This is a genomic window from Segatella maculosa OT 289, from assembly GCF_000243015.1.
Lineage (GTDB): Bacteria > Bacteroidota > Bacteroidia > Bacteroidales > Bacteroidaceae > Prevotella > Prevotella maculosa.
On the sequence record NZ_JH594509.1, the window covers coordinates 32099 to 58241 of the forward strand.

Consider the following 26143-nt stretch of genomic DNA (forward strand, 5'->3'; position numbering starts at 1 on the left):
AGAGATGGAAACCCATGGCTTCCATCTCTTTTTCTTTATAAGAAAACCGTATTATTCGCTCATAAGTGCTTTGCGGGCTTCCTCAAATCCACGAGGACAGTTGCCGATAAAGCACATGTTGACCAAGCAATTGGCCAAGATTTCCACGTCGGTGAGGTCTACGCCTCGCTCTCGGGAGACCTCTTTGCCCAGAAGAACCTCCCAATTGCCTTTGAAGTTGGCATCTTCGGCACCCATATACTGTTCTTCGCCCTTGCCTTTAATGATTTTATAGCGAATGCTTTTGTTCGAAGCCACGGGCTTCATATTGAACATCATCTCATAGGCCGTCTTTAAAGGCTCGCGGTATTTGGCCGTTCCCGGAAACATTTCATTGATGACCGGCATGATTTCGTCGAACTCGTAGGCCTGCAAAAGCTGATAAAGTTTCATGTCTTGTCAGAATTTAGCCATCTTGATAGCGACGATAGCACACTCATCGCCCTTATTCCCGAGCCTTCCGCCGCTTCTGTCTTGCGCTTGTTGTAGGTCATTGGTCGTCAGTAAGCCATAGATAACGGGTATTTCCTGCGTGGCATTCAGACGTGCGATACCCTCGGTAACACCCTGACAGATATAGTCGAAGTGTGGGGTCTCGCCACGAATGACGCTTCCCAAGATGATGACGGCATCGTAACCGCCATGCAACACCATTTGATGTGCACCGTAAATCAGCTCAAAACTGCCCGGAACCGTCTTCACATGAATGTTCTCAGGCAGCGTCCCATGCTTCTTCAATGTAGAGACGGCACCGTCGAGCAAGGCTCCCGTAATCTCCGGATTCCACTCAGCTACCACGATGCCGAAGTACATATTGCTCGCATCGGGCACCGCTTTAGGGTCGTAATCCGACAAATGATGTAGTTCCGTAGCCATTATCTTGAAGCTCTTTCGATGTATTTATCAATCTCTTGGCTCTGTACAAGTGCCGCATTGACATACTTTTTCTTGATGTCCTGATAGATTTTCAGTGCATCATCTTTCTTGCCTTGGCTCTCTAAAAGGATTGCGGCCTGCAGGCGGAAAGTAGGAGAAAGCGAGTTATTGACGCCGTCTCGGCCCTCACTGTCGGCCATATCGGCAGCCTTCTTCAGGTTATCGATGGCCTTGTCGAGCTGCTTGACGTGCGCATAGGCATTGCCCAAAGCGGCAACGGCGGCAGGACTGACCATGGCATCGTCTGAAGGAGAATACTCGTCCAGATACTTCACGGCATCGTTCCACTTGTTCATGTTAGCATAGCAGAGGCCGGCATAGAGGTTGGCCAGATTGGCTGCATCGGTACTTCCATAATTATTGATGACATTCAACAAGCCCGTGTAGCCTGCACCGTCACCGTTGAGTGCCTTATCGAACTGCTCGGCATTGAAATATTGCTGTCCCTTTGCGAGTTCCGTGCTTGCCTTTTCCTCACGTGGCGCAGACACGTAGGCCTTATAAAGGAAGAACCCCGTGACGATGACGATGACTGCCACGACAGCGATGATGATAGTCTGTTTGTACTTCTCGATGAAAGCTTCTGACTTGATGAGCGTCTCGTTGTCGAGCACGCCCTGTTCGTTTTTGTTTGCCATTGTTTATTCTGTTGTTTTTATTTTATTTCCCCACTCGTTGTGTTTCTCCACCCGAAAAGCGGGCCGGATAGAACGTCGCAAAATTACGTAAATAATCTCACATGGTGAAATTTATTCTTTCTTTTTTTCGTTTTTCGGACGTAAACCGGTAACTTTGCAGCCAAGATTATGATACTGAACAGACTCTCAATCCTCAACTACAAGAATATCCGCGAGGCAACGATTGCCTTGTCGCCGAAGCTAAATTGCTTCATCGGGAGCAATGGCGTGGGCAAGACCAACGTGCTCGATGCCGTGTACTACCTATCGTTCTGTCGCAGTGCATTCAACCCCATCGATGCGCAAGTGATTACACATGAGCAGGACTTCTTCGTGCTCGAAGGTAATTATATCACCGATGCCGGCGAGGAAGAAAACATCTATTGCGGCATGAAACGCGGCACGAAGAAGCACTTCAAGCGCAACCAAAAGGAGTATCGCCGCCTGTCGCGACACATCGGACTGATACCGCTGGTGTTTGTCTCGCCCTCCGACTCCGCCCTTATTGAGGGAGCGAGCGACGAGCGCAGGCGACTCCTTGACCTTGTCATCTCGCAATACGACCATGCCTACATCGAAGCTCTTGCGGCCTATAACAAAGCCTTGCAGCAGCGCAATGCCCTCTTGAAACAGGACGACGAGCCAGACACAGCCCTCATGGATATTTGGGAGGAGCAGATGGCCGTGAACGGAGAGACCATCTACCAGAAACGCGATGCCTTCATAGCTCAACTCGTCCCGGTGTTCCAAGACATCTACGACCGCATCTCTAACAAACACGAGACCGTTTCGCTCGACTATGTATCGCACGGCCGACGCGGTCCGCTGCTTGATACCATCCGACGCGACCGCCACAAGGACCGCGCTGTAGGCTACTCCCTCCACGGCATCCACCGCGACGACCTCGAGATGCTGCTCGGCGGCTACCCGATGAAGCGCGAGGGCAGTCAGGGACAGCATAAGACCTTTGCCTTGGCCCTGAAGCTGGCGCAATTCGAGTTTCTGCGTCGCACGTCCGACAGTACACCCTTGCTGCTCTTGGACGATATTTTCGACAAACTCGATGCCGACCGCGTGGAACAAATCGTGCAACTCGTGGGCGGAGAGAGTTTCGGACAAATCTTCATCACCGACACCAACCGCGACCATCTCGACCGTATCCTTGCCGGCGGCGACTTCGACTACCGGCTTTTCGCGGTCGACGGGGGCGAAATAGAGCGAAAAGACTGATGTTCAAGCGCGACGTGAAATCCTTGGCCGAGGTCCTACAAACCGTGCTCCGCAAGGAAGGACTCGAGACGCCGCTCCGGCAGAAGCGGCTCGTCGCGTCGTGGGACACAGTGGTGGGCCCATCGATTGCCCGCTACACGGGCGACAAGTTCATCAAGAACCAGACGCTCTTCGTCAAAATCCTCAACCCCGCCTTGCGACAAGACCTCAGCATGATGCGCACGCGGCTCGTGCAACGGCTCAACGCGCAAGTCGGTGCCTACGTCATCAGCGACATCAAGTTCTATTGAGAAGTAAAAAACATGCAACGTAAAATTAATTGTAATAAAGATGAAAACAAAAATGCGATCAAAACGTAATCTAAAAGTGATGGCGAGCCTGCTGCTGGCCCTCACCCCAACGGCGACATTCGCCCAGTTCAACCGCACGACCTACTTCATGGAAGGCGTGCAGCTCAGACAGCAACTCAATCCCGCCCTGATGCCGTCGCGCGGATACATCGGCATTCCCTTCATGGGAGCGATGAATGCGGGGATAAGTTCCAATTCCATCTCGTCGGATTATCTGGCAGACATCGTTGACAACAGCAGTTCAGCAGATTATTTCACCAGCGACAAGTTCATCAACCAGCTGAAACACGACAACCGCCTCAACATTTCGGTAGCCAACGACTTGCTTTCGGCGGGTTGGTATGCCGACAAAGGCTTCTGGAACGTAAACCTCAGCGTGAGGGTCGACGCGGATGCCAACATCAAGCGCGACGTGTTCGAGTTCATACGTGCTTCGCGAGGTCTGAGCGACCAGTCGTGGGCCAACGCCAACCTGCACACCGACGGCTTCCGGGCCAAGGTGAGCTCCTATATGGAAGCGGGCGTGGGCTACGCAAGACCATTCGGCGAACGCCTCGTGCTCGGTGCGAAAGTCAAGTTGCTCTTCGGTATTGCCGACATCGACGCCAAAGTCGAAGACGTGACCATGAAAACCAACCTGAGCGGCATCGCGCCCAACCAAGACTGGTCAACCATCACCGACGAGCAACTGAAACGGGTGAAGGGCAAGGCCGTCATCAGATCGCGGGCATCGCTGCGAGGCTCCATGACAGGCCTGTCGCTCGCCACCGACCGCAACAATTACGTCGACGGCATTGAGCGCAGCGGCAGCATAGGCTTCGCAGGCTACGGCATCGGCGCAGACTTCGGAGCAACCTACAAGCTCGGTCACGACGTCACGCTGTCGGCGGCCCTGCTCGACTTGGGCTTCATCTCGTGGGGCAAGAGCAACACGGTCAGCAGTTCGTCCGACGTTGAACGCGTCTACGACTTCGACGGCGTGCACGCCGGAGAGCATCGCGAAGACTTCCGAAAGACGATGAAAAGCGGTGAGATATTCAACTCCGACCTCTGGAATCTGAAAGGGCAAGAAAGCAAAACGCGCACCACGTCGCTGCGCACCACCATGGTACTGGGCGCACAATACAAGCTGCTCGACGACAAACTCACGCTCGGCGCACTTTCGACCACGCGCTTGGGCGAGGTGAACACGCAAGCCGAACTCACGCTTGCCGGCAATTACAGCTTCAACCGCCACATCGGCGTCGCCCTCAGCTACTCAATGCTCCAAAGCCAAGGCAAGGGGCTCGGGATCGGACTGAAGCTCGGGCCGGTCACGCTGGCCACCGACTACATGTATTTCGGCAAAGACTCGCGCACCGTCAGCGCACTCGTCGGCATCAGTATTCCCATAGGAAGCCGTCACGAAAGCAGCCTCTGACACCCCATTCCACCCCATCGACCTTTATTCCGAGCCGCATCTGATTTCCGTCAGATGCGGCTCTCTTTTTAATCAGACATAGCTCTCATTTAATTCCGACGCGGCACGGAATAATTTCCGACGCGGCACGAAATTGATTCCGACGCGGCACGGAATTTCATGAGAGGGGGATGTCACAATCGCGAGACCCGGGTCTCGCGAGCGCGGGAGGGGGATGTCACAATCGCGAGACCCGGGTCTCGCGAGCATGAGAGGGGGATGTCGCGGCAAGGCGGTCTGCATGGGGCACGAAAAAGGGCCGTTCCGGCGGTCGAGCAGAAGCGTGTCGAATACCGGAGCGGCCCGTAACGAAGGGGGCTTTGCGTCAGTTCTGCAGGTCGTGTATCAGCCGTGCGGCCTTGTCGCGGTCGCTGTCGAAGGTGAACGCCTGATAGATGTCGTAGGCGTTCTGCGGGTCTACGATTTGGCGCGCCATGAAACGGAGGGCCTTCAACTTGGCGTCACTGAAAGAGAAGAGTTGTAGCAGTCGGGCACATTGCCGGCAGGTGAAAAGGCTGCGCAGACTGGCCACTTCGACCAGCGCGAGCTTGTTGTCGTCGAAGTTCGCCTTTGTGATGCTGTTGCTGACAATGGCAAACTCTTCCTCGCTCAGGCAGCCGGCGTAGAAACCGGGGGCGGGGCGGCGGAAACCGTCGTCGGGCACGAGGATATCGGCGTTGCGGTTGTCGCCGCGCGGAATGATGGTCTCCTGATAGTTGACCACCCGGTCGCGCGCATCGAATTCCACGCGGATATGAATGTCGTAGTTGTCTATCAGCCGGCCCTTGATATATTCCCAGCGCGTGCCCGCTTGGTCGAAGCTCGCAGCCTTCGGTTTGCCGAGAATGTCCGTCACTTGTTGCTTTGTCATGCCGCGCTCCACGGTACGTCTGCTTGCGGCGGTAGCGTTAAGGCTGAACACGGTAAGCAGCAGCGTGAGCAGCAGCATCTGAAATCTTTCTTTTTGTTTCATCGTCATATTGTTTTTGGTTGGTTGCAAAAGGATTATCCGCAGAGCACTTCGTCCATGGCGACGTCGGTCGGTCCGACGGGCACGGCCTCCGTCATCTGGAAACCGAAGCAGAGGCCGAGCTTGTAGGCCTGTGGAACCTGCCGCAGGAAGCGGTCGTAATAGCCGCGGCCACGGCCCAGTCGGTTGCCTTTGCCATCGAAAGCCACGCCGGGCACGATGACGAGCTCGATGGCTTGCAGGTCGGCGAAAGCCGCTCCCACGGGCTCCATGATGTGGAAAGCGTGGCTTTCGCGAAGCCGCTGCGGACCTTCGTAACGTCTGATTTCGAGATCGTCGCCCAAGGTCACGGGCAAGAGGACGGTCTTTCCCTGCTGATATAGCCGGTCGATAAGGTCGTGGGTGTCCACTTCGTCGGGCATGGAATGATAGAGCAGAATAGTACGGGCTTTTCCGACGCGGGGGTGGTCGAGCACTTTCCGCACGATGGCGAGCGACTGTTCGCGCAGCCCGTCGGCGGTGAACCGGCACTTGCGCGCCTTGATTTCCTGTCGCAGTTCGCTTTTAAGCATAGGCCGTCAGATTGCGTTGCAGATGGAACTGAGGACAGCCCTGCACCGTTGCCACCTTTCCTCTGGCCGGTTTGGGCTGCGGCTTCTTGGGGAAGGCTGCATGGTTCCGGAACACGCGGAGAGCTGTTGAGATGACGGGGTCGTCTTGGTTGATATATTCGTTCCACGCCTCCTCGTCGAGCATGTTGTAGATGATGCGACTGTTGATGTAACGATTGAGCAGTTTGTGGCTCTTCCGTATCATCAGGTTGCGCCGCTTCAGGCCGTGGCTGTCGGCGTAGTTGGCGAAACGCTCCACCATGTTCTGCTTGGCCAGATAGTCGCTGAGCTGCATCATCTCCTTGAAGTTGTTGAGCTTGATGCGGTTGTCGTCGGTGTAGGTGAAGGCGAACTGCAGAATCAGTCCGCTCATGGCCGCCTGCTTGTAGTAGGAAGTGATGTTCGTCGTGTCTTCGGGCACGAAGATGTCGGGCGTGATGCCACCGCCGCCGTAGACCACGCGCCCGATACTGGTGTGATAGGCGGGGCCGGTGTGCTTGATGCTGTCTTGCGAGAAGAACTCGCCGTGCTGATAGCGCGACATGAGGTCTTGCTGGTATTCGGGGTCTTCGCCGTTGGTGTAGGGTTTCTGTATGCATCGTCCCGAAGGCGTGTAGTATCGGGCGATGGTCAGGCGGACCATGCTTCCGTCGGGGAATCCGATCTGTTGCTGGACGAGTCCCTTGCCGAACGAGCGGCGCCCGATGACCGTCGCGCGATCGTTGTCCTGCATGGCGCCGGCAAAGATTTCTGAGGCGGAAGCCGAGCCCTCGTTGATGAGCACGATGAGCGGAATGTTTTGGTAACTGCCGCGTCCGTCTGACCGATAATCCTGCCGCGGACTCTTGCGTCCCTGCGTGTAAACAATGAGCTTGTTGTTCGGCAGGAACTCGTTGGCCATCTGCACGGCACTGTTCAGATAGCCTCCCGCGTTGTCACGAAGGTCGATGACAAGGTTGCTGAACCGCTCCTGAGAGAGTTTGGCCAGCGCGATGAGCAATTCGGGATAAGTAGTCTCACCGAAACTCTTGATGCGGATATAACCGGTGTCATCGTCGAGCATATAGGTAGCCGAGATACTCTTTGTGGGTATCTCGCCGCGTGTCACGGTGAAATACTTCACGACTTTATGTCCATAACGCATCACGCCGATTTTCACTTTCGTGTCTTTCGGACCTTTCAATCGGTGCTGCGCTTCCTCATTCGTAACGACCTTGCCGACGAAAGGCTTCCCGTCAACGCTTACGATCTTGTCACCAGCCAATATTCCGGCACGTTCGGCAGGCCCGTTCTTGATGACGTTCTGCACATGAATGGTGTCCTGCCGGATTGTGAACTCGATGCCGACACCCGAGAACGAACCGCGCAAATCATCGTTGGTGGCCTGCACGTCTTTTGCATTGATGTAGACCGAGTGGGGGTCGAGCTCTGCCAATATCTGCGGAATGGCCTTATCGACAAGGGAATCGATGTTCACCTTGTCAACGTATTGGTCGTCGATGATATGCAACAGATTGTTGAGCCGGTTGCTTCCCGAGTTGATGATGTTGAGTCGGTTGCCAGAGAAATGATTGGCATAAAAGGTTCCGATAAAGATGCCCACGATGACACAAACAGCCATGATGAGCGGCATCCAACGGTTATTTTTCTTCTGCTCCATAATTATTGTCCTGTTTCATATAAATCACTTCTATTCCCGCTTTACGCAACAGGTCGATACCGTCTTCCAAACGATATTTCTCCCCATAGACCACACGCCTGATACCTGCTTGGATAATAAGCTTGGCACATTCTATACAAGGCGATGCTGTCACGTAGAGCGTACTGCCGTCGCTATTATTGTTGCTGCGTGCCAATTTTGTTATCGCGTTTGCTTCGGCATGCAACACGTAGGGGAAGGTGGCGTTGGCCTCATCTTCGCAAATGTTGTCGAAGCCGCTCGGGGTACCATTGTAGCCGTCGCTGATAATCGTTTTATCTTTTACGACCAACGCACCGACTTGCCTGCGCTTGCAATAGGAGTTCTCCGCCCATATCTTTGACATGCGGAGATAGCGATGGTCCAGCTTTTTCTGTTTCTCTTCAACGGTCATATCGTTATCATGTTTTATTTATCTCAAATCGGTCATTGGGACGTTTGCCACGGTGTGGTAAGTCTGCCGTCGTTTGCTTTGGTGTTTGCTCGGCCTTAGCCTTTAACATTTGTTTTGACGGGACATTTGCTCAACCTTAGCATTTAACATCTGTTTTGACGGGACGTTTGCTCAACCTTAGCATTTAACATCTGTTTTGACGGGACGTTTGCTCAATCTTAGCATTTAACATTTGTTTTGACGGGACGTTTGCTCAACCTTAGCATTTAACATCTGTTTTACCTTGGCGTTTGCTGAAGCTCGGCAAGGCTCCCGCCATTTGTCGCGACGTATTCCGTTCCGCTCCAACAATGCGTCTATGGTTGGCTCTTGCCCTCGGAAGCGTTTATAGAGCGTCATCGGATGCTCCGTTCCGCCTTTGGAAAGAATATTGTCTCTGAAACTTTGTGCGGTCTTCCGGTCGAAGATACCCTGCTTCTTGAATACGCTGAAGGCGTCGGCGTCCAATACTTCGGCCCATTTATAGCTATAGTAGCCGGCAGCATATCCCCCTGCCATGATGTGGCTGAACTGCACGGTCATGCAAGTATCGGGCAATTGTTCAAGAAGGATAGCCTTCTTCCACGCCTTCTTCTCAAACGGAATGATGGCCTCGTCGAATGGCTCTTTTTGCGTATAGTAAGCCATATCAAGCAGTCCGAAACTCACTTGTCGCATACAGGCATAGGCCGCCATGAAGTTACGGCTCTTGACAATACGCATTATTAGTTCGTCGGGGATTGGTTCTCCCGTTTGATAATGGAAAGCGAAAGTGCGCAGAAATGCCCTCTCTACCGCGTAGTTCTCCATGAACTGTGACGGGAGTTCTACGAAATCCCACCACACATTGGTGCCACTCAGACTTTCGAAACGTGTATTGGCAAACATGCCATGGAGCGAATGCCCAAACTCATGCAGGAAGGTTTCCACCTCGCTCAAGGTAAGCAAAGCAGGCTTGTCTGCTGTGGGTTTGGTAAAGTTCATCACCAAACTGACGTGGGGACGGCTGTTGCGCCCCTTTTGATCTATCCACTGTCCTTTGAACTCCGTCATCCAAGCCCCTCCTTGCTTGCCCTTGCGAGGGTAGAAGTCCGCATAGAGCACCGCAAGAAAACTTCCGTCTTCGTCATAGACTTCGTAGGCCTTTACGTCGGGGTGATACACCGGTATTTCCGCATTGGGCTTGAAGCTGATACCATAGAGTTTGGTGGCCAGCCCAAACACACCCTTGATGACATTTGAAAGTTCGAAATACGGTCGGAGCATTTCGGCATCAAGGTCATACTTCTCTATTTGAAGCTTATGCGAATAATAACTGAAGTCCCACGGCATCATATTGAAATCTTCTCCTTCGAGCTTTCGGGCAAGAGCCTCTACCTCTTTCACCTCGTTGACAGCTGTTGGTTTATAGGCATCGATAAGTTCATTCAACAGTTGATAAACGTGGTCTACATTGCCGGCCATACGATGCTTCAACACGTAATCAGCATAAGTCTCAAAACCTAAAAGCTGTGCTATCTCGCGGCGTAGATTGACAAGTCGCTTGCAAATATCAAGATTGTTTTCACTATTGTCATGCGTACATTCCGTGTTGCGAGCCATGTACATCTGCTTACGCAGTTCGCGTTGTGTAGAATAGGTCATAAAAGGATTGAAACTTGGAAAGTCAAGCGTAAAAATCCAACCTTCCTTTTCTCTCTCCCTTGCAGTTTGCGCTGCGGAATTCTTTGCCGTTTCAGGCAGACCATCGAGCAGCTGTTCATCGGTGATATGTAATTCGTAAGCCTTTGTCTCTTTCAAAAGATTTTGCGAGAACTGTAAAGCCAACATACTTGCTTCTTCTGTGAGCTTACGTAACCGTTCCTTGCCCGCCGTATCTAATAGTGCACCGTTTCTGACAAAGCCGTCGTAACTCTTTTCCAGCAGCATCTGCTCTTCGGGAGTCAGTTCACGATGGTGTTCATACACATATTTAACACGTTCAAAAAGTTGCTTGTTCAGACTGACATCATTGGAATGCTTTGTAAGAATAGGGCTCAGCTTTTGGGCAAGTGTATCAAGCTCGTCGTTTGTCTCTGCACTGAGCATGCACGAAAAGACATTTGACACACGATCGAGCAAATCATAATAATGTTCTCCCTTCTCCAAGTCAACACGTGCAATCGTGTTCTCAAAAGTTGCTTCTTCCGGATCGTTAACTATTTTATCTATCTCTTCATCATCACGACGGATACCTTCCAAAAAGGCCTCTTCATAATCTGCAGTCTGTATCTTGTCAAAGGGTACGGTATAATGCGGTGTACCATAGTCTTCGTAGAAAGGGTTACTTCTTTTCTTCTCTATATTTTCAGTCATACTTGATATTGTTATTTATTGTTGGATATATTGTAGTGCCGCCTCTAATCTCTCTATGTCGATATAGTTACGCCTGAGAGCCACGACACCATTTTCTTCAAGATGGTTCAAGGCCTTGGATATGTCTAAGCGACTGTCGTTAAGTTCCAAGGCCAATTGCCTCATCTTGATTTTGACAGTCTTTTTCCCTGCCGGACGCAGACAACGATCTGCAATGAAACGTATAACCCTCCCTTCGAGACTTTCCGGATATCGTCTGAGGAGCATTCGTTCATTCTTTTGGGCATAAGTGGAAAGCATATTCAGGAGATTAATCCTGAAAATCATATACGCATCACTGAGTCGCATGACTTCATCCTTTTCCACGCAAAGGACATTACAAACCGTCAGTGTTTTGAACGTCTTTGTAAAACGCTGTGTCAATCCAAACAGACGCTCAGGTTGTAATAACTCCGGTGCTATAAGTTCTTCTTTGATTTGATAACCATGACTAGCTGAAGTCGTAATGATCTCTATCTGCCCATTTAGAAGAAAATGCAGTCTGTTGCAAATATCGTTCTCGCTCACGATGTCCTTGCCAGCTTCAATCTTATGAAAGCCGAACTTCGTATGGGCAACGACCTCCTCCAAGTCTGCTTTGCCCAGTCCTTGGAACAAAGGCAGACCTAACAGTTTCGTATAAAGTTGTAGGTCGTTTCCCATTTCTCTTTATTTTTCCACTTTCTTCTTTAAAGAAGATGAATACCAAACATTCATCTTCCCATCTTTGTCTGCATAGATAAAGTATGCCATCAGTTCAGGATGTTGTGCTAATACAGCCTTAGCTCTCTCAACACCCAGCACCATGAAGGCTGTAGCGTAACCATCGGCTTCTGCACAGCTGTTAGCCAATACAGTCGAGGATAGCAGACTATGCTGCACGGGATACCCTGTACGTGGGTCAATGGTATGGGCAAACTTCTTTCCTTTTTTATAATAGAAGTTTCGATAATTACCACTGGTTGCCATGGCTTTATCCGTCACGTTCAAAACCGTCTGGAGTTCTTGGTTGGTATTGAGACTGTCATCACTCGGTTTTGTTACACCAATCTTCCATGGCAAGCGCTTTTCGCTTAATCCACTGGTAACAATCTCCCCGCCAATCTCTATCATGTAGTTTTTAATGTCATGGCGACGCATCACCTTAGCTACCATATCACTCCCATAACCCTTAGCTATCGCACTGAAATCGAGCATGAGATTCTTATGGTTGGTAGAGACTATTGTCTTCTTCCCCACATTATTTATATTAATATAATGCATACCTATCAGTTTGCGAAGACTGTCTACTTGTTGTGGCGTGGGCATCTGTTGATGCTTGAAACCAAATCCCCATGCATTGACCAAAGGAGCCACAGTAATATCAAAAGCACCGCCAGTTTCTTTATTGATTGTTTGCGAAAGTGTGAGCACTTCCATGAACATTCTGTCGGCTTCTATTCTCTTGCCCCGATTAAAAGCCGAAACGGTCGATTGCTTATTGAACATTGAGAACGTGGCATCAACTTTATTCAACTCGGCAACAATCTCTTCGTTCAAGTCCTTGTCATACTGATAGGTCGCATGATAGACCGTTCCAAAGATAAAACCTTCATTATGCTGATAAGGCATATCCCGTTGCTGTTTGATAACAAAGACCGTCCCTATGATCAGAAAGACAAGGAAAGCGGCCTTGATGTATGTCTTCTTTCCTTTTCTCATAATTCCACTATCAAATTATATTCGCCTCCAAGTCGGCTATTACCATTTCTGCCATAGCCGGGAACAAACCACGGTTCACCGATTTCATCATGGCTATGATAGAGACGCCGCTTGTAACGCACACTCCAACCCATTCTCAACGGTCCCCAAATCTTGGCGTCAATGGAGAACGCAAACTCCAACCAATGATAACCGGCTTTCTGACGATGGGCAGCAATATCTATCTTATCCCCCCATATCGGATCTGTAATGTCACGACCGTCCACATCGTATTTGAAAGAAGTGTAGGCATATCTCAATCCACCATAGATACGATAGATATCATGCTTGTTCTTGCTCAGGTTCCAATCCATACCTATTCTTCCGTAGGGTGTATTCGTCTTGTATGCCATCTTCGTGGAAATATCCTTGGCATCAGCTTTCCCATAGCCCAATTCAATAATTGGGAACCATTTGTCTTTCAAGTTTACCCGCAATGCTGCCTGATATTGTCCATAATCACCAAAGACCAACTGTGCCGGCCCTACCACGTCTGTCGACACGGCGACTCCTCGGAACAAAGGCACCGTGTCTCGTTCGGCAACGACCATCTTCTTCTTTTGCTGTGCTCCAACAGACAGTGGCAACACGAGCAGCAGACTAATTACCAGTGTTCTTGAAATAGATGAGGAATGTGCTCTTTGTAACATTGTTTGTCACATTTGGATGATTGATAATTACAGAATCAATTGCATGTCGGGTGCAGTTCACGTCAGTTATACGATGAAAGAAGACAGGGTTACAATCTACCGACTCGAAATGCGGCTCATTGGTCTTCGACACTTTCAACGTGTCTTTGCTTACCTGCGAGCCACTCTTTATCTCAATATAAAAGGTGTCAATAGGCCGCCGGTAGCTCATCGGAAGTTCAAAGCTGTCCGTCTTCTCGGCCTTGTTGATAATGACCGAGTCGTTTCCATCGCCCAAATCGGCTGCTATTGTCAATGTCTTATTGAGTGTCTTCACCTCGCCCGCCAATTTATATTTGGCATAGACGCGATTATTGAGTGGGCAGTCTATCGTAGAGCAACCCAAGACAATAAGAACCATTGCCAACAGGCCTGTAAAATACGTTTTTTTCATTCTGTATAAAAGAGAAACATTAAATCTTCTTTTCTATTTGATAATCGTTTCGGTTCGGGCTCTGTCGGCTGATCAAATCCCCAAGGAAGCCGGCCAAGAAGAACTGACTGCCAAGGAGCATCGTCGTTAAGGCGATGAAGAAATAAGGCGAGTCGGTGATGAGCCGCTGCGGGATATGGTTGAGCAAAGCATAGGCCTTGTCTGCACCGATACAGATAACGGCGACGAAGCCGATGAAGAACATCACGCTACCCAGAAAACCGAACACGTGCATCGGCTTCTTACCGAAATTGCTCAGGAACCACAGTGTAATCAAGTCAAGATAACCATTGAAGAAGCGGTTCAGTCCGAACTTGCTCTTGCCATATTTGCGCGACTGATGGTGCACGACCTTCTCTCCGATCTTGTCGAAGCCCGCATTCTTTGCCAGATAAGGGATATAGCGATGCATCTCGCCATACACTTCGATGTTCTTCACAACGGCCTTCTTGTAGGCTTTCAGTCCGCAGTTGAAGTCGTGCAGGTTGTGAATACCGCTGATCTTGCGTGCCGTAGCATTGAAAAGCTTGGTAGGCAACGTCTTCGACAAGGGGTCGTAGCGCTTTTGCTTGTATCCCGAGACCAAATCGTAACCCTCCTCCATAATCATGCGATACAATTCGGGTATCTCGTCGGGAGAGTCCTGCAAATCGGCATCCATCGTGATGACGACATCGCCTTCGGCCTCGGCAAACCCACAATAAAGTGCAGGGCTCTTGCCATAATTACGGCGAAACTTGATGCCCCTCACGTTCGGGTCTTTCTTCACCAAGTCTTCAATCACGTCCCACGAGCGGTCGGTGCTGCCGTCGTTCATGAAGACAATCTCATAACTAAACTTATGCTCCTCCATCACACGCTTGATCCACGCGTGCAGTTCGGGCAGGGATTCTTCCTCGTTATACAGAGGTATGACAACTGTTATATCCATGATTCCAAAATAAATCAACGTTTGAGTTTTGCGAAGGCGGCAATGAAGACCGAGCATACCCAGCCCACCAGCGTGCCATAAACAGCAAATGCGAAAGCTATCTCCAACGGTTTAAGCTCCGACAGCAGGCCAAGCGCAGCCGTGAGTTCTTCGGTGCTGATGCCGCTCCGGTTATACAGAGGCGTCAATTGGATAACCATCGTATTAATGATTCCCAAGAACCTGCCATTGTCGATGAAACGAAAATAAACGAACAAGGCCACACCGAACAGGAGCGAGGCATAGAAGAACGTGTAAATGCAATAGACCAGCGCCTTGCGATAGCTCATCACGCCCTCGAGCGCATAGTTGCGGAACCGAATCATCCGCCACGCCACAAAGAACGGGGTGGAAAGCATGAGCATTCCGCCGACATCTGACGAAGGCGCATAAACAACCGTGGCAAAGGTGACAATCCACAACATGCTCAAGAACACGCCGTCTTGTCTTGCAAATGCCTTCGTCTGCGTAATGGCATTAAAATCTATCATCAACCGAAATTTATGTTTATAAACAATGCAAAGGTAACGTTTTTCCACCATATACTTACATCTCGCCTTTACTTTTTGCCTTATTTTACTTTTTTCTACGATGCCAAACCACGGCACAGCCCCGCGGCACGACGGCATGATTACCGCCCACGACACGACCATTCTCTGCCACACGGCCCGACCTCACAGTTTTCGGGTTTTCATACCCAACTGCTGGGCAGCGTCGTACCCAGCTGTTGGGTAGGTCGGCACCCAGCTGCTGGGTAGACGATGACATATTCGCTGGGTAGGCTCATACCCAGCAGCTGGGTAGAACGACGCCCAGCAGCTGAGTGCAAAACATGCCATTCGCAGGGGAGAAAATACAAGCCACCGGACGAATAGGCGAGGACTTATTTTGCCGTGCTGACATTATTTTATTACCTTTGCAGCCGATAAAATGCAGTTATGATATATCCCGATAATTTCGAAACAAAGACAGGGTTCGCCGAAATCCGGACCATGCTGCGCGACTTGTGCCTTTCGCCATTGGGGCAGACCGAGGCCGACGGCATGTGCTTCTCGAGCGATATTGAAGCCGTGAACGAGCTTCATGCACAGACCAACGAACTGCGCCTGCTGCTGGAAGCGAACCCCGACTTCCCGCTGAACAATATTTTCGACGCACGCGAGAGCGTGAGCCGTGCACGCATTGCCAACACCCATTTGGAGGAGAGCGAGTTCTTCGACCTGCGCCGCAGTCTCGACACCGTCCACAAGATAGTAGGCCTGCTCCACCCCGACGACCCGGCACAGATGGCAGGCAGGGCACTGTTCCGGCTGTCGGACGGTATTGCCGTCTTTCCCGGCTTGGTGCAACGCATCGACCAAGTGATAGACAAGTACGGCCACATGCGCGACACAGCTTCGCCCGAGCTACTGCGGCTGCGACGCGAACTGGCACGCGCCGAAGGCTCCGTCTCCCGCATACTTCATGGCATTCTTCGGGCCGCACAGACCGAAGGGCTGGTCGAGAAAGACGTTGCTCCGGCAGTGCGCGACGGGCGGCTCGTCATTCCGATTGCACCGGGACTGAAGCGGCGCATCAACGGCATCGTGCACGACGAGAGTGCGACCGGGCACACCGTTTTCGTCGAACCTACGGAAGTGGTTGAGGCGAACAATCATATTCGTGAACTTGAAAACGAAGAACGGCAGGAGGTCATTCGCATTCTAACGGCCCTTACACAGCATGTGCGGCCGAATGTGGCAGAGATACTCGACTCGCTGCACTTCCTCGGCATCATCGATTTCATTCAAGCCAAGGTGCGCCTGGGCAAAAGGCTGCGTGCCGTCTCGCCCGTTGTGAAAGCCTCGCCCTGTATTGACTGGATTGAAGCTCGCCATCCTTTACTCGAACTGCAACTGACGGCCCGTGGCAACAAGATTATCCCGCTGGGCATCACGCTCACCGACGAGAAGCGCATCTTGGTGATATCGGGGCCTAATGCCGGTGGCAAATCCGTATGTCTGAAGACGGTGGCCCTGCTGCAATACATGCTGCAATGCGGTCTGCCCATTCCCGTCAGCGAGCGTTCCTCCTGTGGCTTGTTCAACGATTTGATGCTTGACATCGGCGACGAGCAGAGCCTCGAGAACGACCTGTCCACTTATTCTTCCCATTTGCTCAATATGAAGCATATGATGCGACAGGCCACAGACCGCACGTTGATTCTCATCGACGAATTCGGCACAGGTACCGAACCACAAATAGGAGGTGCCATCGCCGAAAGCGTGTTGGATAAGTTCTGCAGCAAGGGAGTATGGGGCGTCATCACCACCCACTACCAAAACCTGAAACACTTTGCCGACACGCACGCCGAGGTGGCCAACGGTGCGATGCTCTACGACCGCCACGAGATGCGTGCGCTCTTCCAACTGGCCATCGGCAGGCCCGGCAGTTCGTTTGCCATTGAGATTGCACGGAAGATAGGCTTGCCCGAAGACGTCATTGCCGAAGCCTCGGAAATCGTGGGCAGCGACTATATCCAAAGCGACAAATACTTGCAGGACATCGTACGCGACAAACGCTATTGGGAAGGCAAACGTCAATCCATTCACCAACGTGAGAAGGAACTGGAGAAGACCATCGCCCGATACGAAGAGGAAATACAAGACCTACGGCAGCAACGGCGCGCGATTGTCGCCAAAGCCAAAGCCGATGCCGAGGAATTGCTTCGCGAGAGCAACCGCCGCATAGAGAACGTCATTCGCGAGATTCGCGAACAGCAAGCCGAGAAAGAGGCCACGAAGCGAATACGCGAAGAACTGCGCAGCTTCAAACAGACCGTGAAAGAAGAGCAAACCGTCGCCCATAAAGCCCATGGACTGATGAGCGACGATGATTTCGAGAAGAAGCTGGCGCAGATACAGCAACGCAAGCAACGGAAGGAGAAGCGCAAGCAGGAAAAGGCTGCACAGCAGGCTGCCGTCACGCCCCGCCTGTCCACCGAGAAGATGGCTGTCGGCGACACCGTGCGTATCCGAGGCCTGAAGTCCACGGGTACCATCGAGGCCATCGACGGCGATATGTGCACAGTCATCTTTGGCGACATGCGCTCAAAGATGCGGTTGAACCGCTTGGAAACCGCTGTTCCTTCTTCGCCCAACGCCAACCCAATAGAAACGGCTTACCAAGTGAGCCGTGCCACACGCGACACCATCGACGACCACAAGAAGAACTTCCGACAAGACCTCGACGTACGCGGCATGCGCGGCGACGAAGCACTCACGGCCGTGCAACATTTCATCGACGATGCCATCCTTGTGGGCATAAGTCGCGTGCGCATTCTGCATGGCAAGGGCAACGGCATTCTACGCACGCTCATTCGGCAATACCTCTCGACGGTACCCAACGTCGTGCACTATGCCGATGAGCACGTGCAGTTCGGTGGTGCGGGAATAACCATCGTAGATTTCTAAAAGACGTTAAAAGCACAGAGATAACCTAACATTCTCTTTGCCTTTACAAATAAAATCCCTACTTTTGCACCGCTTTCAAAAGCAAACATGGGCAAGTCCCTTACGGTCAGCTCCCTCGGAATCCCCCAGGACGGGAACGTAGCAAGGGTACTTGGTTGTAGCGACGCGATAAGGACCGCTTGCCCACCCCGCCTCTTTAGCTCAGTTGGCCAGAGCACGTGATTTGTAATCTCGGGGTCGTTGGTTCGAATCCGACAAGAGGCTCAAGAAAAACTTCACCCCAACTCTTCTAAAAGGAGGAAGTAGGAAAATACAAATAAATCACCTTGCGAATACATTATTTGCAAAGCATGCCTTTATCTTTTTACTCTTTATTTTATTGCCCACAAGCTTGTGCTCCTTTCTTTCTGAAGGGCTGAGGTAGGTGCTTGGGAGGCTTTTACTCCCTATCTTCGGTACTGCCTGTATCCAACTGTGTATCTTTTGTTATCGTGATTTTTCCCGTTCTCGACAGCTTCATCAGCAACGGAACATACTCGTCGCTCATCTTGTCCGGCGAACCGACACTGGCAGCAAACAATAGATTATCGCCCTCGGCACGGTCGAGAACAGTCCCCACAAGGGCACCGTCTGCATAAGCCTTGTCGATATAAGGCCTGAAATCGGCCTTTGTGAACGTGCGGCTGAAGAACGCGCTACCGTCAGAACGCAGCACACGGATTGTGATACGGTTGTCATAATACTTTGTATCACCATCGACAATTACAGGTAATGAGGCGTCGGCCGAGCGCGTCATCTCAACAGTATAGGCTGCGCCAAGCCACTTGACCTTACGACTCTGCTTATAGTTGCCCGTCTTTTGGATTTGCCGATGGACAACTATCATCGGCCTTTTCGTGATGATATCACCCGTGTTCTTCTTGTCTTTGCACCCGGTAAAGGCCGATACAACAATTACGGCCACCATAAAACAGAAATATCTTTTCATCGTTTTCATCGTTTATGTCATGCAAAAATAATAAAAACGAGCCAGATAGCAAAGGAAAACACGAGTTTTCGTCTCTTCAAGAAGCAATGACAACACAACGAAAGTAGCAGAAAAACAATGCAGAATAACTTTTTTTATTACCTTTGCAGCATTCTAACAACGCTATTTATGAAAAGAATAGGTTTGCTTTACATGGTTCTGCTCCTCGTTTTTGGCCTATCCGGCTGCAAAGGGAAGCGTGAAGAACAGACGCAAAAGGCCTTTGACACCATCCCAATGCTTGTCAATGAGATTCAAAAGTGCTCGCGCCTCTACACCGTGGAATATAAAATTCATAAGATTATCACCCATGATGACCGGAAAACCATCAAGGGATCGCTCTTCAATAAAGCTTTCAGTCTCGACATTCCGATGAGTAAACGCATGGTTGCCATACCCATGGATGCCACCATAAAAGGATATATCGATTTCGGTTCTTTCAGCAGTAAGAACGTCAAACGAACGGGAAACAAAATCGAAATCACCCTACCTGACCCTCGAATCACAATGACCGCAACGAAAATCGACCACAACCACGTGAAGCAATTCGTGAACTTCATGCGCTCGGACTTTACTGATACCGAGCTTTCCGACTTCGAACGGCAAGGCAGAGCACAGATTATACATGATATTTCGCAGACGGATATCTTGGAAAATGCCCGACTTGGTGCCGCAAAAGTTCTCATTCCCCTACTCCGACAAGCCGGATATAACGAGAAAGACATCACAATCAGTTTCAGAAACAACCTGCAATCCGGAGATATCCCTACGCTGATTGACAAAACAAACGAACATGGAAAGTAACAAACGATGCTCTTTTTTGCGCTCCATCATCAACAAATTGTCGCTCAAGGGCGCGCTGATGCTCGGCTCCGTCATACTGCTTTTGGTCGTCGTAAGCCTCATTCTCCGTTGGATAGGCAAAAGCAATAGCCTATACATTGAGGAGAACAAGCGCATCGACCTCACGCCCACGCTCATCAAATCCATTGAGGAAATCGGTGAATGGGAGTTCCTTCAACTTACCGACGAGGAACTTGTAGACACCATTAAACATGGTTTTTTCGGCGACAGTAGGCTGGTTCGCATCTATTATGGTACGCTTAGGCTGGGCTTCAACCTGCACGAAGCCGAACCGGGTTGGCTCAAACAGGACAAAGACACGCTGCGCCTGATGCTCCCTCCCATTCGTTTACTTGACAAAGATTTTATAGATGAGGCGCGAACGAAAGCTTTTTACGAGAGCGGGAGTTGGACCGAAGCCGACAAACAAGCCCTTTACGACCGTGCTTACAAGCTCATGATGCAACGTTGCATCACGCCGGCCAACATTCAAACGGCCCGCCGTAATGCCTGTCTACAAATGGAAAGCATGATGAGGAGCATGGGGTTCGGTGCCGTAAAGGCCACTTTCGCACAACCGGAGAGATAAGACTATCTTGCCGTTATGCCGCTTTCGGTGGCTAATGTTTCTCGGAACTCTCCCTGATTTTCAGTATCATCGGTACGATTTCCTTGTAAATATGCTGGTCGCCTTTGATATGACGCAACAGCAGTTCGCAGCTTTTGCGCCCTTGTTCGTTGGCTTGATCCATGATGGCAGTGAGCTTTGGCGTGACGAAAGCAGCAGAATCGCCATCGGTAAAGCCAATGATAGCGACGTCATTGGGTATAGATAGGCCGCAAGTCTTGATGGCATCGAAGGCAGCATACGTGAGAATATCGTTGAAAGCAAGGATTGCATCGGGCCGTTTCTCGCTTTGAAGCAGCCGAACCGTGGCATTTCGTGCCTCATCGAAGTCAATTCTTCCGCACCACACCAGTTCTCTGTCGATGGGCAAATGATGTTCGCGCAGTGCTTCAAGGTAACCGTGCTTCCGTCGCTTTACCATATCAAGATGATTTGGGCCGCCAATGAAGGCAATGCGGCGCGAACCCGCCCCGATAAGATGGGAAGTGGCCTCTTGTGCGGCCTCGTCACCGTTGGCAACCACCTGCGAAAACATGTCGGGCAGACAGGTCCGGGCAAAGAAAACCACAGGGATGCCCATGTCATGCAGCTGAAGATAATGCCCATAGTCCACGGTATCCTGCGCAAGACAGGCGATGATGCCGTCCACATGCATGGAGATGAAATTCTCAACGGCCTTTTCTTCCCGCTCATGGCTCTCGTGGCTGTTGCTGCTGATGACCGAATAACCGAAGCATGAAGCATAATCTTCAATGCCATCAAGCACAGAAGCATAGTAATGGGTGACGAGATTGGGAACGATAACGCCTATCACTCGTGGCGTTTTCTTGCGCAGACTCTGTGCAAAAGGATTGGGACGGTAGTTCAATCGCTTGGCCAATACCTTCACTTTCGCCTTCATTTCCTCACCCACCTCATGGCTGTTGCGCAGGGCACGAGACACTGTTGCGATGCTCACACCCAGTTCTTCGGCCAAATCTTTCAAAGAAGTTCTACGTTGCTTCATTCAAAAATAAACACAATCAAAAGTTACTTGCAAACTTATTCTCAGCTTACAAAATTACAAATTTAGCGCAAAAACGCAAACGTTTACGTAGATTTTTATACTAAAACACTAACATCATGGAACAAAAACACTATATTTGCGAAATAAATATGTTACACTAAAAGATTGTTGATAATCAAATTAGTTGAAAAAACTCTTAGGGTTGGTATTGTCGCGAGACAATCTCAACCCATTTTTTAGCCAAGATGGAGCCGTAGGGACGCACGGTTCGTTCATCTACGCAAAGTGAAATAAAAGTAAATGCACACGATTGGTTGGGCGGACGCACGAGCCGTGCGTCCCTACATGCATTCAATCGGCTCGCCCTCCCCTCCATCTTACACATTAATCCGGCTTATGCGGGAATGTAGGGACGCACGGTTCGTGCGTCCGCTCAAGGTGAATGGTAAGCAAATACACGCGGTTATTGGAACGGACGCACGAGCCGTGCGTCCCTACATGCATTCGAGCAGCTCGCCTCCTCCTCCATTTTGCACGTCAATCCGGCTTATGCGGGCATGTAGGGACGCACGGTTCGTGCGTCCGCTCCATGTGAATGAAATCGCAAATGCACAGGCCGTGCGTCCCCACATAATTTGATTTGATAATCAACGACTTGCCCCTTGCATTTTAATCTCACCCATTTTACCGTTCAATCTCAGCCATTTTACCGCCTAATATGGCCCATTTTACCGCGCAATATGGGTGATATTGAAAACCGAAATAACTGGTATTATCCCTCAATGGGTATTTAATGGGGAGAGAATGAATGGTACGTAACGAACAAACCCCACCGGGGTTTCGTTGTTTACAGGGCAGGGTTGCCGAACGTAGTGAGGTAACCCTGTCTACGAAATGCACAAGAAAGCAACGCCAAAAGATGTGAAGCCCACCCCTTCCCTCCCAAAGGGAGGGTGAATAAGCCTACAAACAGTTGGAGGAGGCTTCAAACGCAACACCGATGGCGTTGCGTTTGCATCGCTCGCCCCATGACAGTGTTGGCGTTATACGCCAACACTGCCCTCTAAAAGACGAAACCGCGATGTGGTTTTCATTTGGTTTATCAATAAAATCAGTACATAGGACAAGTATAAACTATGAAACCGCGATACGGTTTTTGGGTTGCATGCTGCTTATTCTTCCCTTTTCTGTTCTTACAATGCCTACAAACAGGTGCGACGGGACCGACATACGAACCCTATATCCCCCGGATTGAACCCAAACATCAAATATAATATTCGGCGGAATCAATCAATCCGGCTCGCAAGGCATACTTCGTTACCTCGTGAACGTTGTTGACACCGAGCTTTCGGAAGATGTTCTTGCGATGCGTGTTCACCGTGTGGAAACTCGAAATACGCTTTTCGGCTATCTCACGCGTGGTCATTCCGAGGGCAATATCCTTCAAAATCTCGCCCTCGGTGCGTGTCAGTCTGACGTGTTCCGGCTCGGATTGCGCAGGAACGAGCAGCATTTCGGTCATTCGTTGACAGATGAAACGTCGACAATGAATGGCATAATCGAGGGCTTCTCTTATCTCTCTGAGACCGCTTTCCTTGAGCAGAATGCTGAAACGCGGCGAACTTGCAATGAGAAGTCGCACGAAATCGAGACTCAAATCCTCGCTGAAAAGCAGCCAACGCGTTGCAACAAAGCGCTCACAGAGTATCATCAGTTCGGCCGCGTCATTGATATCGAACAGCGTGTAGTCCAAAACAACCACGCGATTACAGTCTTTCTGCAATGCAAGGAGCAGTTCGGCCTTATCCTCAATGCACTTGAACGTGACCCCATCAAAGCTTTCGAGGACATACATCAGGCCTGCCCGCGTGATGTCTTGCTTGTCGGCTAAGAGTATTTCCATGTTTTTTCCTTTCCGATACAAAAGTAAATAAAATTATGATAAGGCGGAAAAAGAAACCCAAAAAGTTGCTCATCGGCCGTTAAAAGGCCCGATTATCAACGCTTACCGACCATCAGAAAGTCATGCGGAGCATAAAACGAATGCCGTTTTTCTTTGCTGTTGGCAACGAAGTGTAGTTGCATCGGTGCACAAACTCCACATGAACGATTTTGAATATGTTGTGAATGCCGGCCACCCATTCCACATATGGGCGCTTCGGATCCATCACATAGCTTCCTTCAGGGAATGCCCACAGCTGCGTATCTCCTGCATTTACGGGCAGCATAGGGTTGTTTTTGTCGGTCAACTTGCCCCAAAGTGTCTTCACACCAATGTACTCTCGCCACTTCAACTTCTTCAACAAGGGAATGCGATTGAATATTTTCCCGTTCAAATCCCAGCTCATATCGAGGCTTGCATAGCGGTCGTTGAGGAACTCCATGTTGTTGATCATGTTGAAAGTCTCCTTCTGTACGATGTAACTCAGGTTGGCTGCGGGCATAATGAGCAGTGGATAAGGCACCTTATCCCATTGTGCACCAGCCTTAAGACGGGCATCTATCTTGCCCCAAGAGTTCATCCAGAAACGCTTGTATATGCCAATTTCGGTGAGATTATAGCGATAATCGCCTCCAAAGAGCCTCATTCCGGTCGTATGTTCAAGGCTGAATACGGGCGCATCAAGGTTCACCGGAATGCGACGTTGCTTGGTATTGATGTACGTTCTGCCCGGAGCAAGTTGGAATTTCAGGCTCAATTCGGTTGTCCGCAAGTAGCTCACGGGGAACGACAAGGCTCCCGCCGCCTCGTTTTTTTCGGTCTTCAAGGCCAGTATTGAGCGTAGTCCCCACTCCGATTCCCACTCGAAAGCCAGTTGTTGTCGGTTATAAAACATCATTTTATCAACCTTTGCCCACTTGAAAGCTGTGAAGACATTATCCTTATCCGTGTGCATGAACTTGTCAGAAGGCGACATGATGTCATACGTAGACGTGAACGTCAGCGTGCGTTTCGGGAACTCCCGCGGCAGATACTCCTTGCGGTTGAACGAATAGGTCAGCTCTCCTTTGTAATAATTGCGGTGACTTCGCCAGCCATGCGCATAGTAACCGGCAAGGAACCAATGCTTGTCAAGGTTGGCTGTTGACTGTGCACTGACGCGTGTTCGCAGGCCATCGATGAAGTTAGACGTCAACATTGTGTTGACAGGTCCTATATCTACCTTGCTGGGATGGTTCAGATTGCCCGTCTCAACGAAGTTTTCTATCAAGGCTTTTGCCCCGAATATGACGTATTTGAAGCCGTTGAGCTGCTCTATTCTGTGTATGAATGCGTCCATCTCGCTTTCACTTTTGGTGAGTCCCACAGTGCGATAGCGATTCCAAAAGGCCTCATCACGCATCATGGAATTGGCTTCCCGGCGTGTAGCGGCCTTGCCTTTAAAGAGTTGTTTGGGCAATTCATCGAAAGCATAATCGCTCAATCGAGTCGTACGGACAACGAGTGCCTTCGACAAAAAGTTAGCAACTTTCAACTCAACCACCATATCATCGACGCTTAAAGCCCATTCGCCGTTCGGCAACTTGGTGTATTCCTGCGTCAGTTTCAGGTTCTCTACGAAGTTGACATCGCTTTGTTTGGGTATCGAAAGGTCGCAACGCTTCAAATGAAGCGTTGAGTCTGCGAGGATATAAAGGTCACCTCGAAACCCGAAATCCTGTTGATTGTTGGGCAAGAACTGCAGGTGATAGCAAAGATCACGGTCCACATAGACCGTGTCTTCAATGTAATAGCGATAGAAGGCTATGGCATCCTTACCGATAGGGCTGGTGAATGGGAACCGAAGAAGACGTACTTGGTCGTCGTAAAGGTCTACATCTGTAAAGACATCTTTCAGAACCGTGTTCAGAATATCGCCTGTTTCGAACAATTGGTTGATGCCCGTACTCTGCTGACCCATGATGATATCCTTCTCTGTCTTGGGGCTTTTACGATACAGGTGCTGCGTAACCGTCTCGTCAACCGACAGGGGAAGAATCAGTTTATGGTTGTAGGGACTGGTCTCGATTTGGTCGATGAGCCACTGTTTCTTGGCAAAAAAGCCGCTATCGATGTCCACCGGCTGAATGTCATTGACCGCCATTGTAATCTTCTGATACTTATTATACTGATAGAAGTCATGGTTATTGAGGTCTGTTTTCTTCTTAGCTGCAATCACACGGCGCATCAATTCGACCGCAGGATTGTCCTTTCGGCTGTACCGATTGCGCTTTGTCTTGACGGTAATGCCCTTCAATGTCCGCGTATCGGGCTTCAGTTTGACGTTGAGAAAGGCTGCCGAACCGGGCCGAATCGCGTAATCCTTGCTCTGATAGCCCACGGCACTGATGGTCAATAGCCAGCCATCGTGACGCTCAATAGAGAACTTTCCGCCTGCATCTCCACTCATTGCGATGTGATGTCCCTTGTAAGTTGCACTCGGATAGCGTATGGTATCGCCGGTCTGGGCATCGATTACGACACCACTTATCTGTGCCGTTGCCGACAAAGATACTGCCACGAGCAATAAAAAACCTGATATGTATCTCCTGAAACTCATAAACCTTTTTACCTAT

General features: G+C 50.3%; 25 protein-coding genes and 1 tRNA gene. 7 read left to right on the plus strand and 19 right to left on the minus strand.

The window, feature by feature from the left end:
- Positions 1-51 precede the first annotated feature (51 nt).
- The 3 genes from HMPREF9944_RS10575 to HMPREF9944_RS10585 are packed head-to-tail and all read right to left on the minus strand — an operon-like array spanning position 52 to position 1613.
- A complete protein-coding gene (locus HMPREF9944_RS10575) occupies positions 52-432 on the minus strand; it encodes a hypothetical protein (RefSeq protein ID WP_008566263.1) in 381 nt (126 codons plus the stop codon).
- Positions 433-438: 6 nt separating this feature from the next.
- Positions 439-915: a 6,7-dimethyl-8-ribityllumazine synthase gene (gene ribH / locus HMPREF9944_RS10580; RefSeq protein WP_008566266.1), complete on the minus strand. Its 477-nt coding sequence runs from the start codon at positions 913-915 to the stop codon at positions 439-441.
- Complete coding sequence (locus HMPREF9944_RS10585; protein ID WP_008566267.1) at positions 915-1613, minus strand: tetratricopeptide repeat protein; 699 nt, start codon at positions 1611-1613, stop codon at positions 915-917. The genes ribH and HMPREF9944_RS10585 overlap by 1 nt, the downstream gene beginning before the upstream one ends.
- 168 nt (positions 1614-1781) lie before the next feature.
- Here HMPREF9944_RS10585 and recF point away from each other — a divergent pair, with 168 nt between their 5' ends.
- From recF to HMPREF9944_RS10600, 3 genes are all read left to right on the plus strand, one after another.
- Positions 1782-2882 (plus strand): DNA replication/repair protein RecF, encoded by a 1101-nt coding sequence (gene recF, locus HMPREF9944_RS10590; RefSeq protein WP_008566268.1) that lies wholly within the window; start codon positions 1782-1784, stop codon positions 2880-2882.
- Positions 2882-3172 carry a DciA family protein gene (locus tag HMPREF9944_RS10595; RefSeq protein ID WP_008566269.1) on the plus strand — a complete coding sequence of 97 codons (291 nt, stop codon included), beginning with the start codon at positions 2882-2884 and terminating at the stop codon, positions 3170-3172. The genes recF and HMPREF9944_RS10595 overlap by 1 nt, the downstream gene beginning before the upstream one ends.
- Before the next feature lie 148 nt (positions 3173-3320).
- Positions 3321-4652 (plus strand): DUF5723 family protein, encoded by a 1332-nt coding sequence (locus tag HMPREF9944_RS10600; protein ID WP_280513087.1) that lies wholly within the window; start codon positions 3321-3323, stop codon positions 4650-4652.
- Between the two features lie 364 nt (positions 4653-5016).
- Here HMPREF9944_RS10600 and HMPREF9944_RS10605 read toward each other — a convergent pair whose 3' ends face one another.
- The 12 genes from HMPREF9944_RS10605 to HMPREF9944_RS13040 form a co-directional block, all read right to left on the minus strand.
- Positions 5017-5664 carry a DUF4476 domain-containing protein gene (locus HMPREF9944_RS10605; protein WP_044113672.1) on the minus strand — a complete coding sequence of 216 codons (648 nt, stop codon included), beginning with the start codon at positions 5662-5664 and terminating at the stop codon, positions 5017-5019.
- A gap of 32 nt (positions 5665-5696) precedes the next feature.
- On the minus strand, positions 5697-6233 hold the full coding sequence (locus tag HMPREF9944_RS10610; RefSeq protein ID WP_008566272.1) for a 5-formyltetrahydrofolate cyclo-ligase: 537 nt from the start codon (positions 6231-6233) through the stop codon (positions 5697-5699).
- Positions 6226-7932 (minus strand): S41 family peptidase, encoded by a 1707-nt coding sequence (locus HMPREF9944_RS10615; RefSeq protein WP_008566273.1) that lies wholly within the window; start codon positions 7930-7932, stop codon positions 6226-6228. Before HMPREF9944_RS10615 ends, HMPREF9944_RS10610 begins: the two co-directional genes overlap by 8 nt.
- Entirely contained in the window at positions 7913-8365 is a 453-nt protein-coding gene (locus HMPREF9944_RS10620) for a deoxycytidylate deaminase (RefSeq protein WP_008566275.1), read from the minus strand. The genes HMPREF9944_RS10615 and HMPREF9944_RS10620 overlap by 20 nt, the downstream gene beginning before the upstream one ends.
- 225 nt (positions 8366-8590) lie before the next feature.
- Complete coding sequence (locus tag HMPREF9944_RS10625; RefSeq protein WP_008566276.1) at positions 8591-10759, minus strand: M3 family metallopeptidase; 2169 nt, start codon at positions 10757-10759, stop codon at positions 8591-8593.
- A 15-nt stretch (positions 10760-10774) separates the two neighbouring features.
- On the minus strand, positions 10775-11461 hold the full coding sequence (locus HMPREF9944_RS10630; RefSeq protein ID WP_008566277.1) for a Crp/Fnr family transcriptional regulator: 687 nt from the start codon (positions 11459-11461) through the stop codon (positions 10775-10777).
- Between the two features lie 6 nt (positions 11462-11467).
- Complete coding sequence (locus HMPREF9944_RS10635) at positions 11468-12499, minus strand: FAD:protein FMN transferase (RefSeq protein ID WP_008566278.1); 1032 nt, start codon at positions 12497-12499, stop codon at positions 11468-11470.
- Positions 12496-13188: a DUF6048 family protein gene (locus tag HMPREF9944_RS10640; RefSeq protein ID WP_008566279.1), complete on the minus strand. Its 693-nt coding sequence runs from the start codon at positions 13186-13188 to the stop codon at positions 12496-12498. The genes HMPREF9944_RS10635 and HMPREF9944_RS10640 overlap by 4 nt, the downstream gene beginning before the upstream one ends.
- On the minus strand, positions 13139-13621 hold the full coding sequence (locus HMPREF9944_RS10645; RefSeq protein ID WP_008566280.1) for a DUF6452 family protein: 483 nt from the start codon (positions 13619-13621) through the stop codon (positions 13139-13141). Before HMPREF9944_RS10645 ends, HMPREF9944_RS10640 begins: the two co-directional genes overlap by 50 nt.
- A 19-nt stretch (positions 13622-13640) precedes the next feature.
- Positions 13641-14591 carry a glycosyltransferase family 2 protein gene (locus tag HMPREF9944_RS10650; protein WP_044113675.1) on the minus strand — a complete coding sequence of 317 codons (951 nt, stop codon included), beginning with the start codon at positions 14589-14591 and terminating at the stop codon, positions 13641-13643.
- Between the two features lie 14 nt (positions 14592-14605).
- Positions 14606-15121, minus strand: a complete 516-nt coding sequence (locus HMPREF9944_RS10655) for a DUF4199 domain-containing protein (protein ID WP_019968320.1) — start codon at positions 15119-15121, stop codon at positions 14606-14608.
- Positions 15122-15206: 85 nt separating this feature from the next.
- Positions 15207-15398: a hypothetical protein gene (locus HMPREF9944_RS13040; RefSeq protein ID WP_155814679.1), complete on the minus strand. Its 192-nt coding sequence runs from the start codon at positions 15396-15398 to the stop codon at positions 15207-15209.
- A 170-nt stretch (positions 15399-15568) separates the two neighbouring features.
- On the opposite strand from HMPREF9944_RS13040, the gene HMPREF9944_RS10660 reads away from it, so the two are divergent.
- Complete coding sequence (locus tag HMPREF9944_RS10660) at positions 15569-18082, plus strand: endonuclease MutS2 (protein WP_008566284.1); 2514 nt, start codon at positions 15569-15571, stop codon at positions 18080-18082.
- Between the two features lie 190 nt (positions 18083-18272).
- A tRNA-Thr gene (locus HMPREF9944_RS10670) sits at positions 18273-18346 on the plus strand.
- A 175-nt stretch (positions 18347-18521) separates the two neighbouring features.
- On the opposite strand, the gene HMPREF9944_RS10675 is transcribed toward HMPREF9944_RS10670, so the two are convergent.
- Positions 18522-19079 (minus strand): DUF4738 domain-containing protein, encoded by a 558-nt coding sequence (locus HMPREF9944_RS10675; protein ID WP_044113664.1) that lies wholly within the window; start codon positions 19077-19079, stop codon positions 18522-18524.
- Positions 19080-19238: 159 nt separating this feature from the next.
- On the opposite strand from HMPREF9944_RS10675, the gene HMPREF9944_RS10680 reads away from it, so the two are divergent.
- Together HMPREF9944_RS10680 and HMPREF9944_RS10685 are read left to right on the plus strand one after the other, a co-directional pair.
- Positions 19239-19913, plus strand: a complete 675-nt coding sequence (locus HMPREF9944_RS10680) for a DUF4230 domain-containing protein (RefSeq protein ID WP_044113665.1) — start codon at positions 19239-19241, stop codon at positions 19911-19913.
- Positions 19903-20541, plus strand: a complete 639-nt coding sequence (locus HMPREF9944_RS10685; RefSeq protein ID WP_008566287.1) for a DUF4230 domain-containing protein — start codon at positions 19903-19905, stop codon at positions 20539-20541. The genes HMPREF9944_RS10680 and HMPREF9944_RS10685 overlap by 11 nt, the downstream gene beginning before the upstream one ends.
- A gap of 31 nt (positions 20542-20572) precedes the next feature.
- Here the strand turns inward: HMPREF9944_RS10685 and HMPREF9944_RS10690 are convergent, their stop codons facing one another.
- The 3 genes from HMPREF9944_RS10690 to HMPREF9944_RS10700 all read right to left on the minus strand — a co-directional run bounded on the left by HMPREF9944_RS10690 (position 20573) and on the right by HMPREF9944_RS10700 (position 26127).
- Complete coding sequence (locus HMPREF9944_RS10690) at positions 20573-21586, minus strand: LacI family DNA-binding transcriptional regulator (RefSeq protein WP_008566288.1); 1014 nt, start codon at positions 21584-21586, stop codon at positions 20573-20575.
- A 1264-nt stretch (positions 21587-22850) separates the two neighbouring features.
- A complete protein-coding gene (locus HMPREF9944_RS10695; RefSeq protein WP_008566290.1) occupies positions 22851-23489 on the minus strand; it encodes a helix-turn-helix transcriptional regulator in 639 nt (212 codons plus the stop codon).
- Positions 23490-23601: 112 nt separating this feature from the next.
- A complete protein-coding gene (locus HMPREF9944_RS10700) occupies positions 23602-26127 on the minus strand; it encodes a DUF5686 family protein (protein ID WP_008566291.1) in 2526 nt (841 codons plus the stop codon).
- Between the last annotated feature and the right edge of the window lie 16 nt (positions 26128-26143).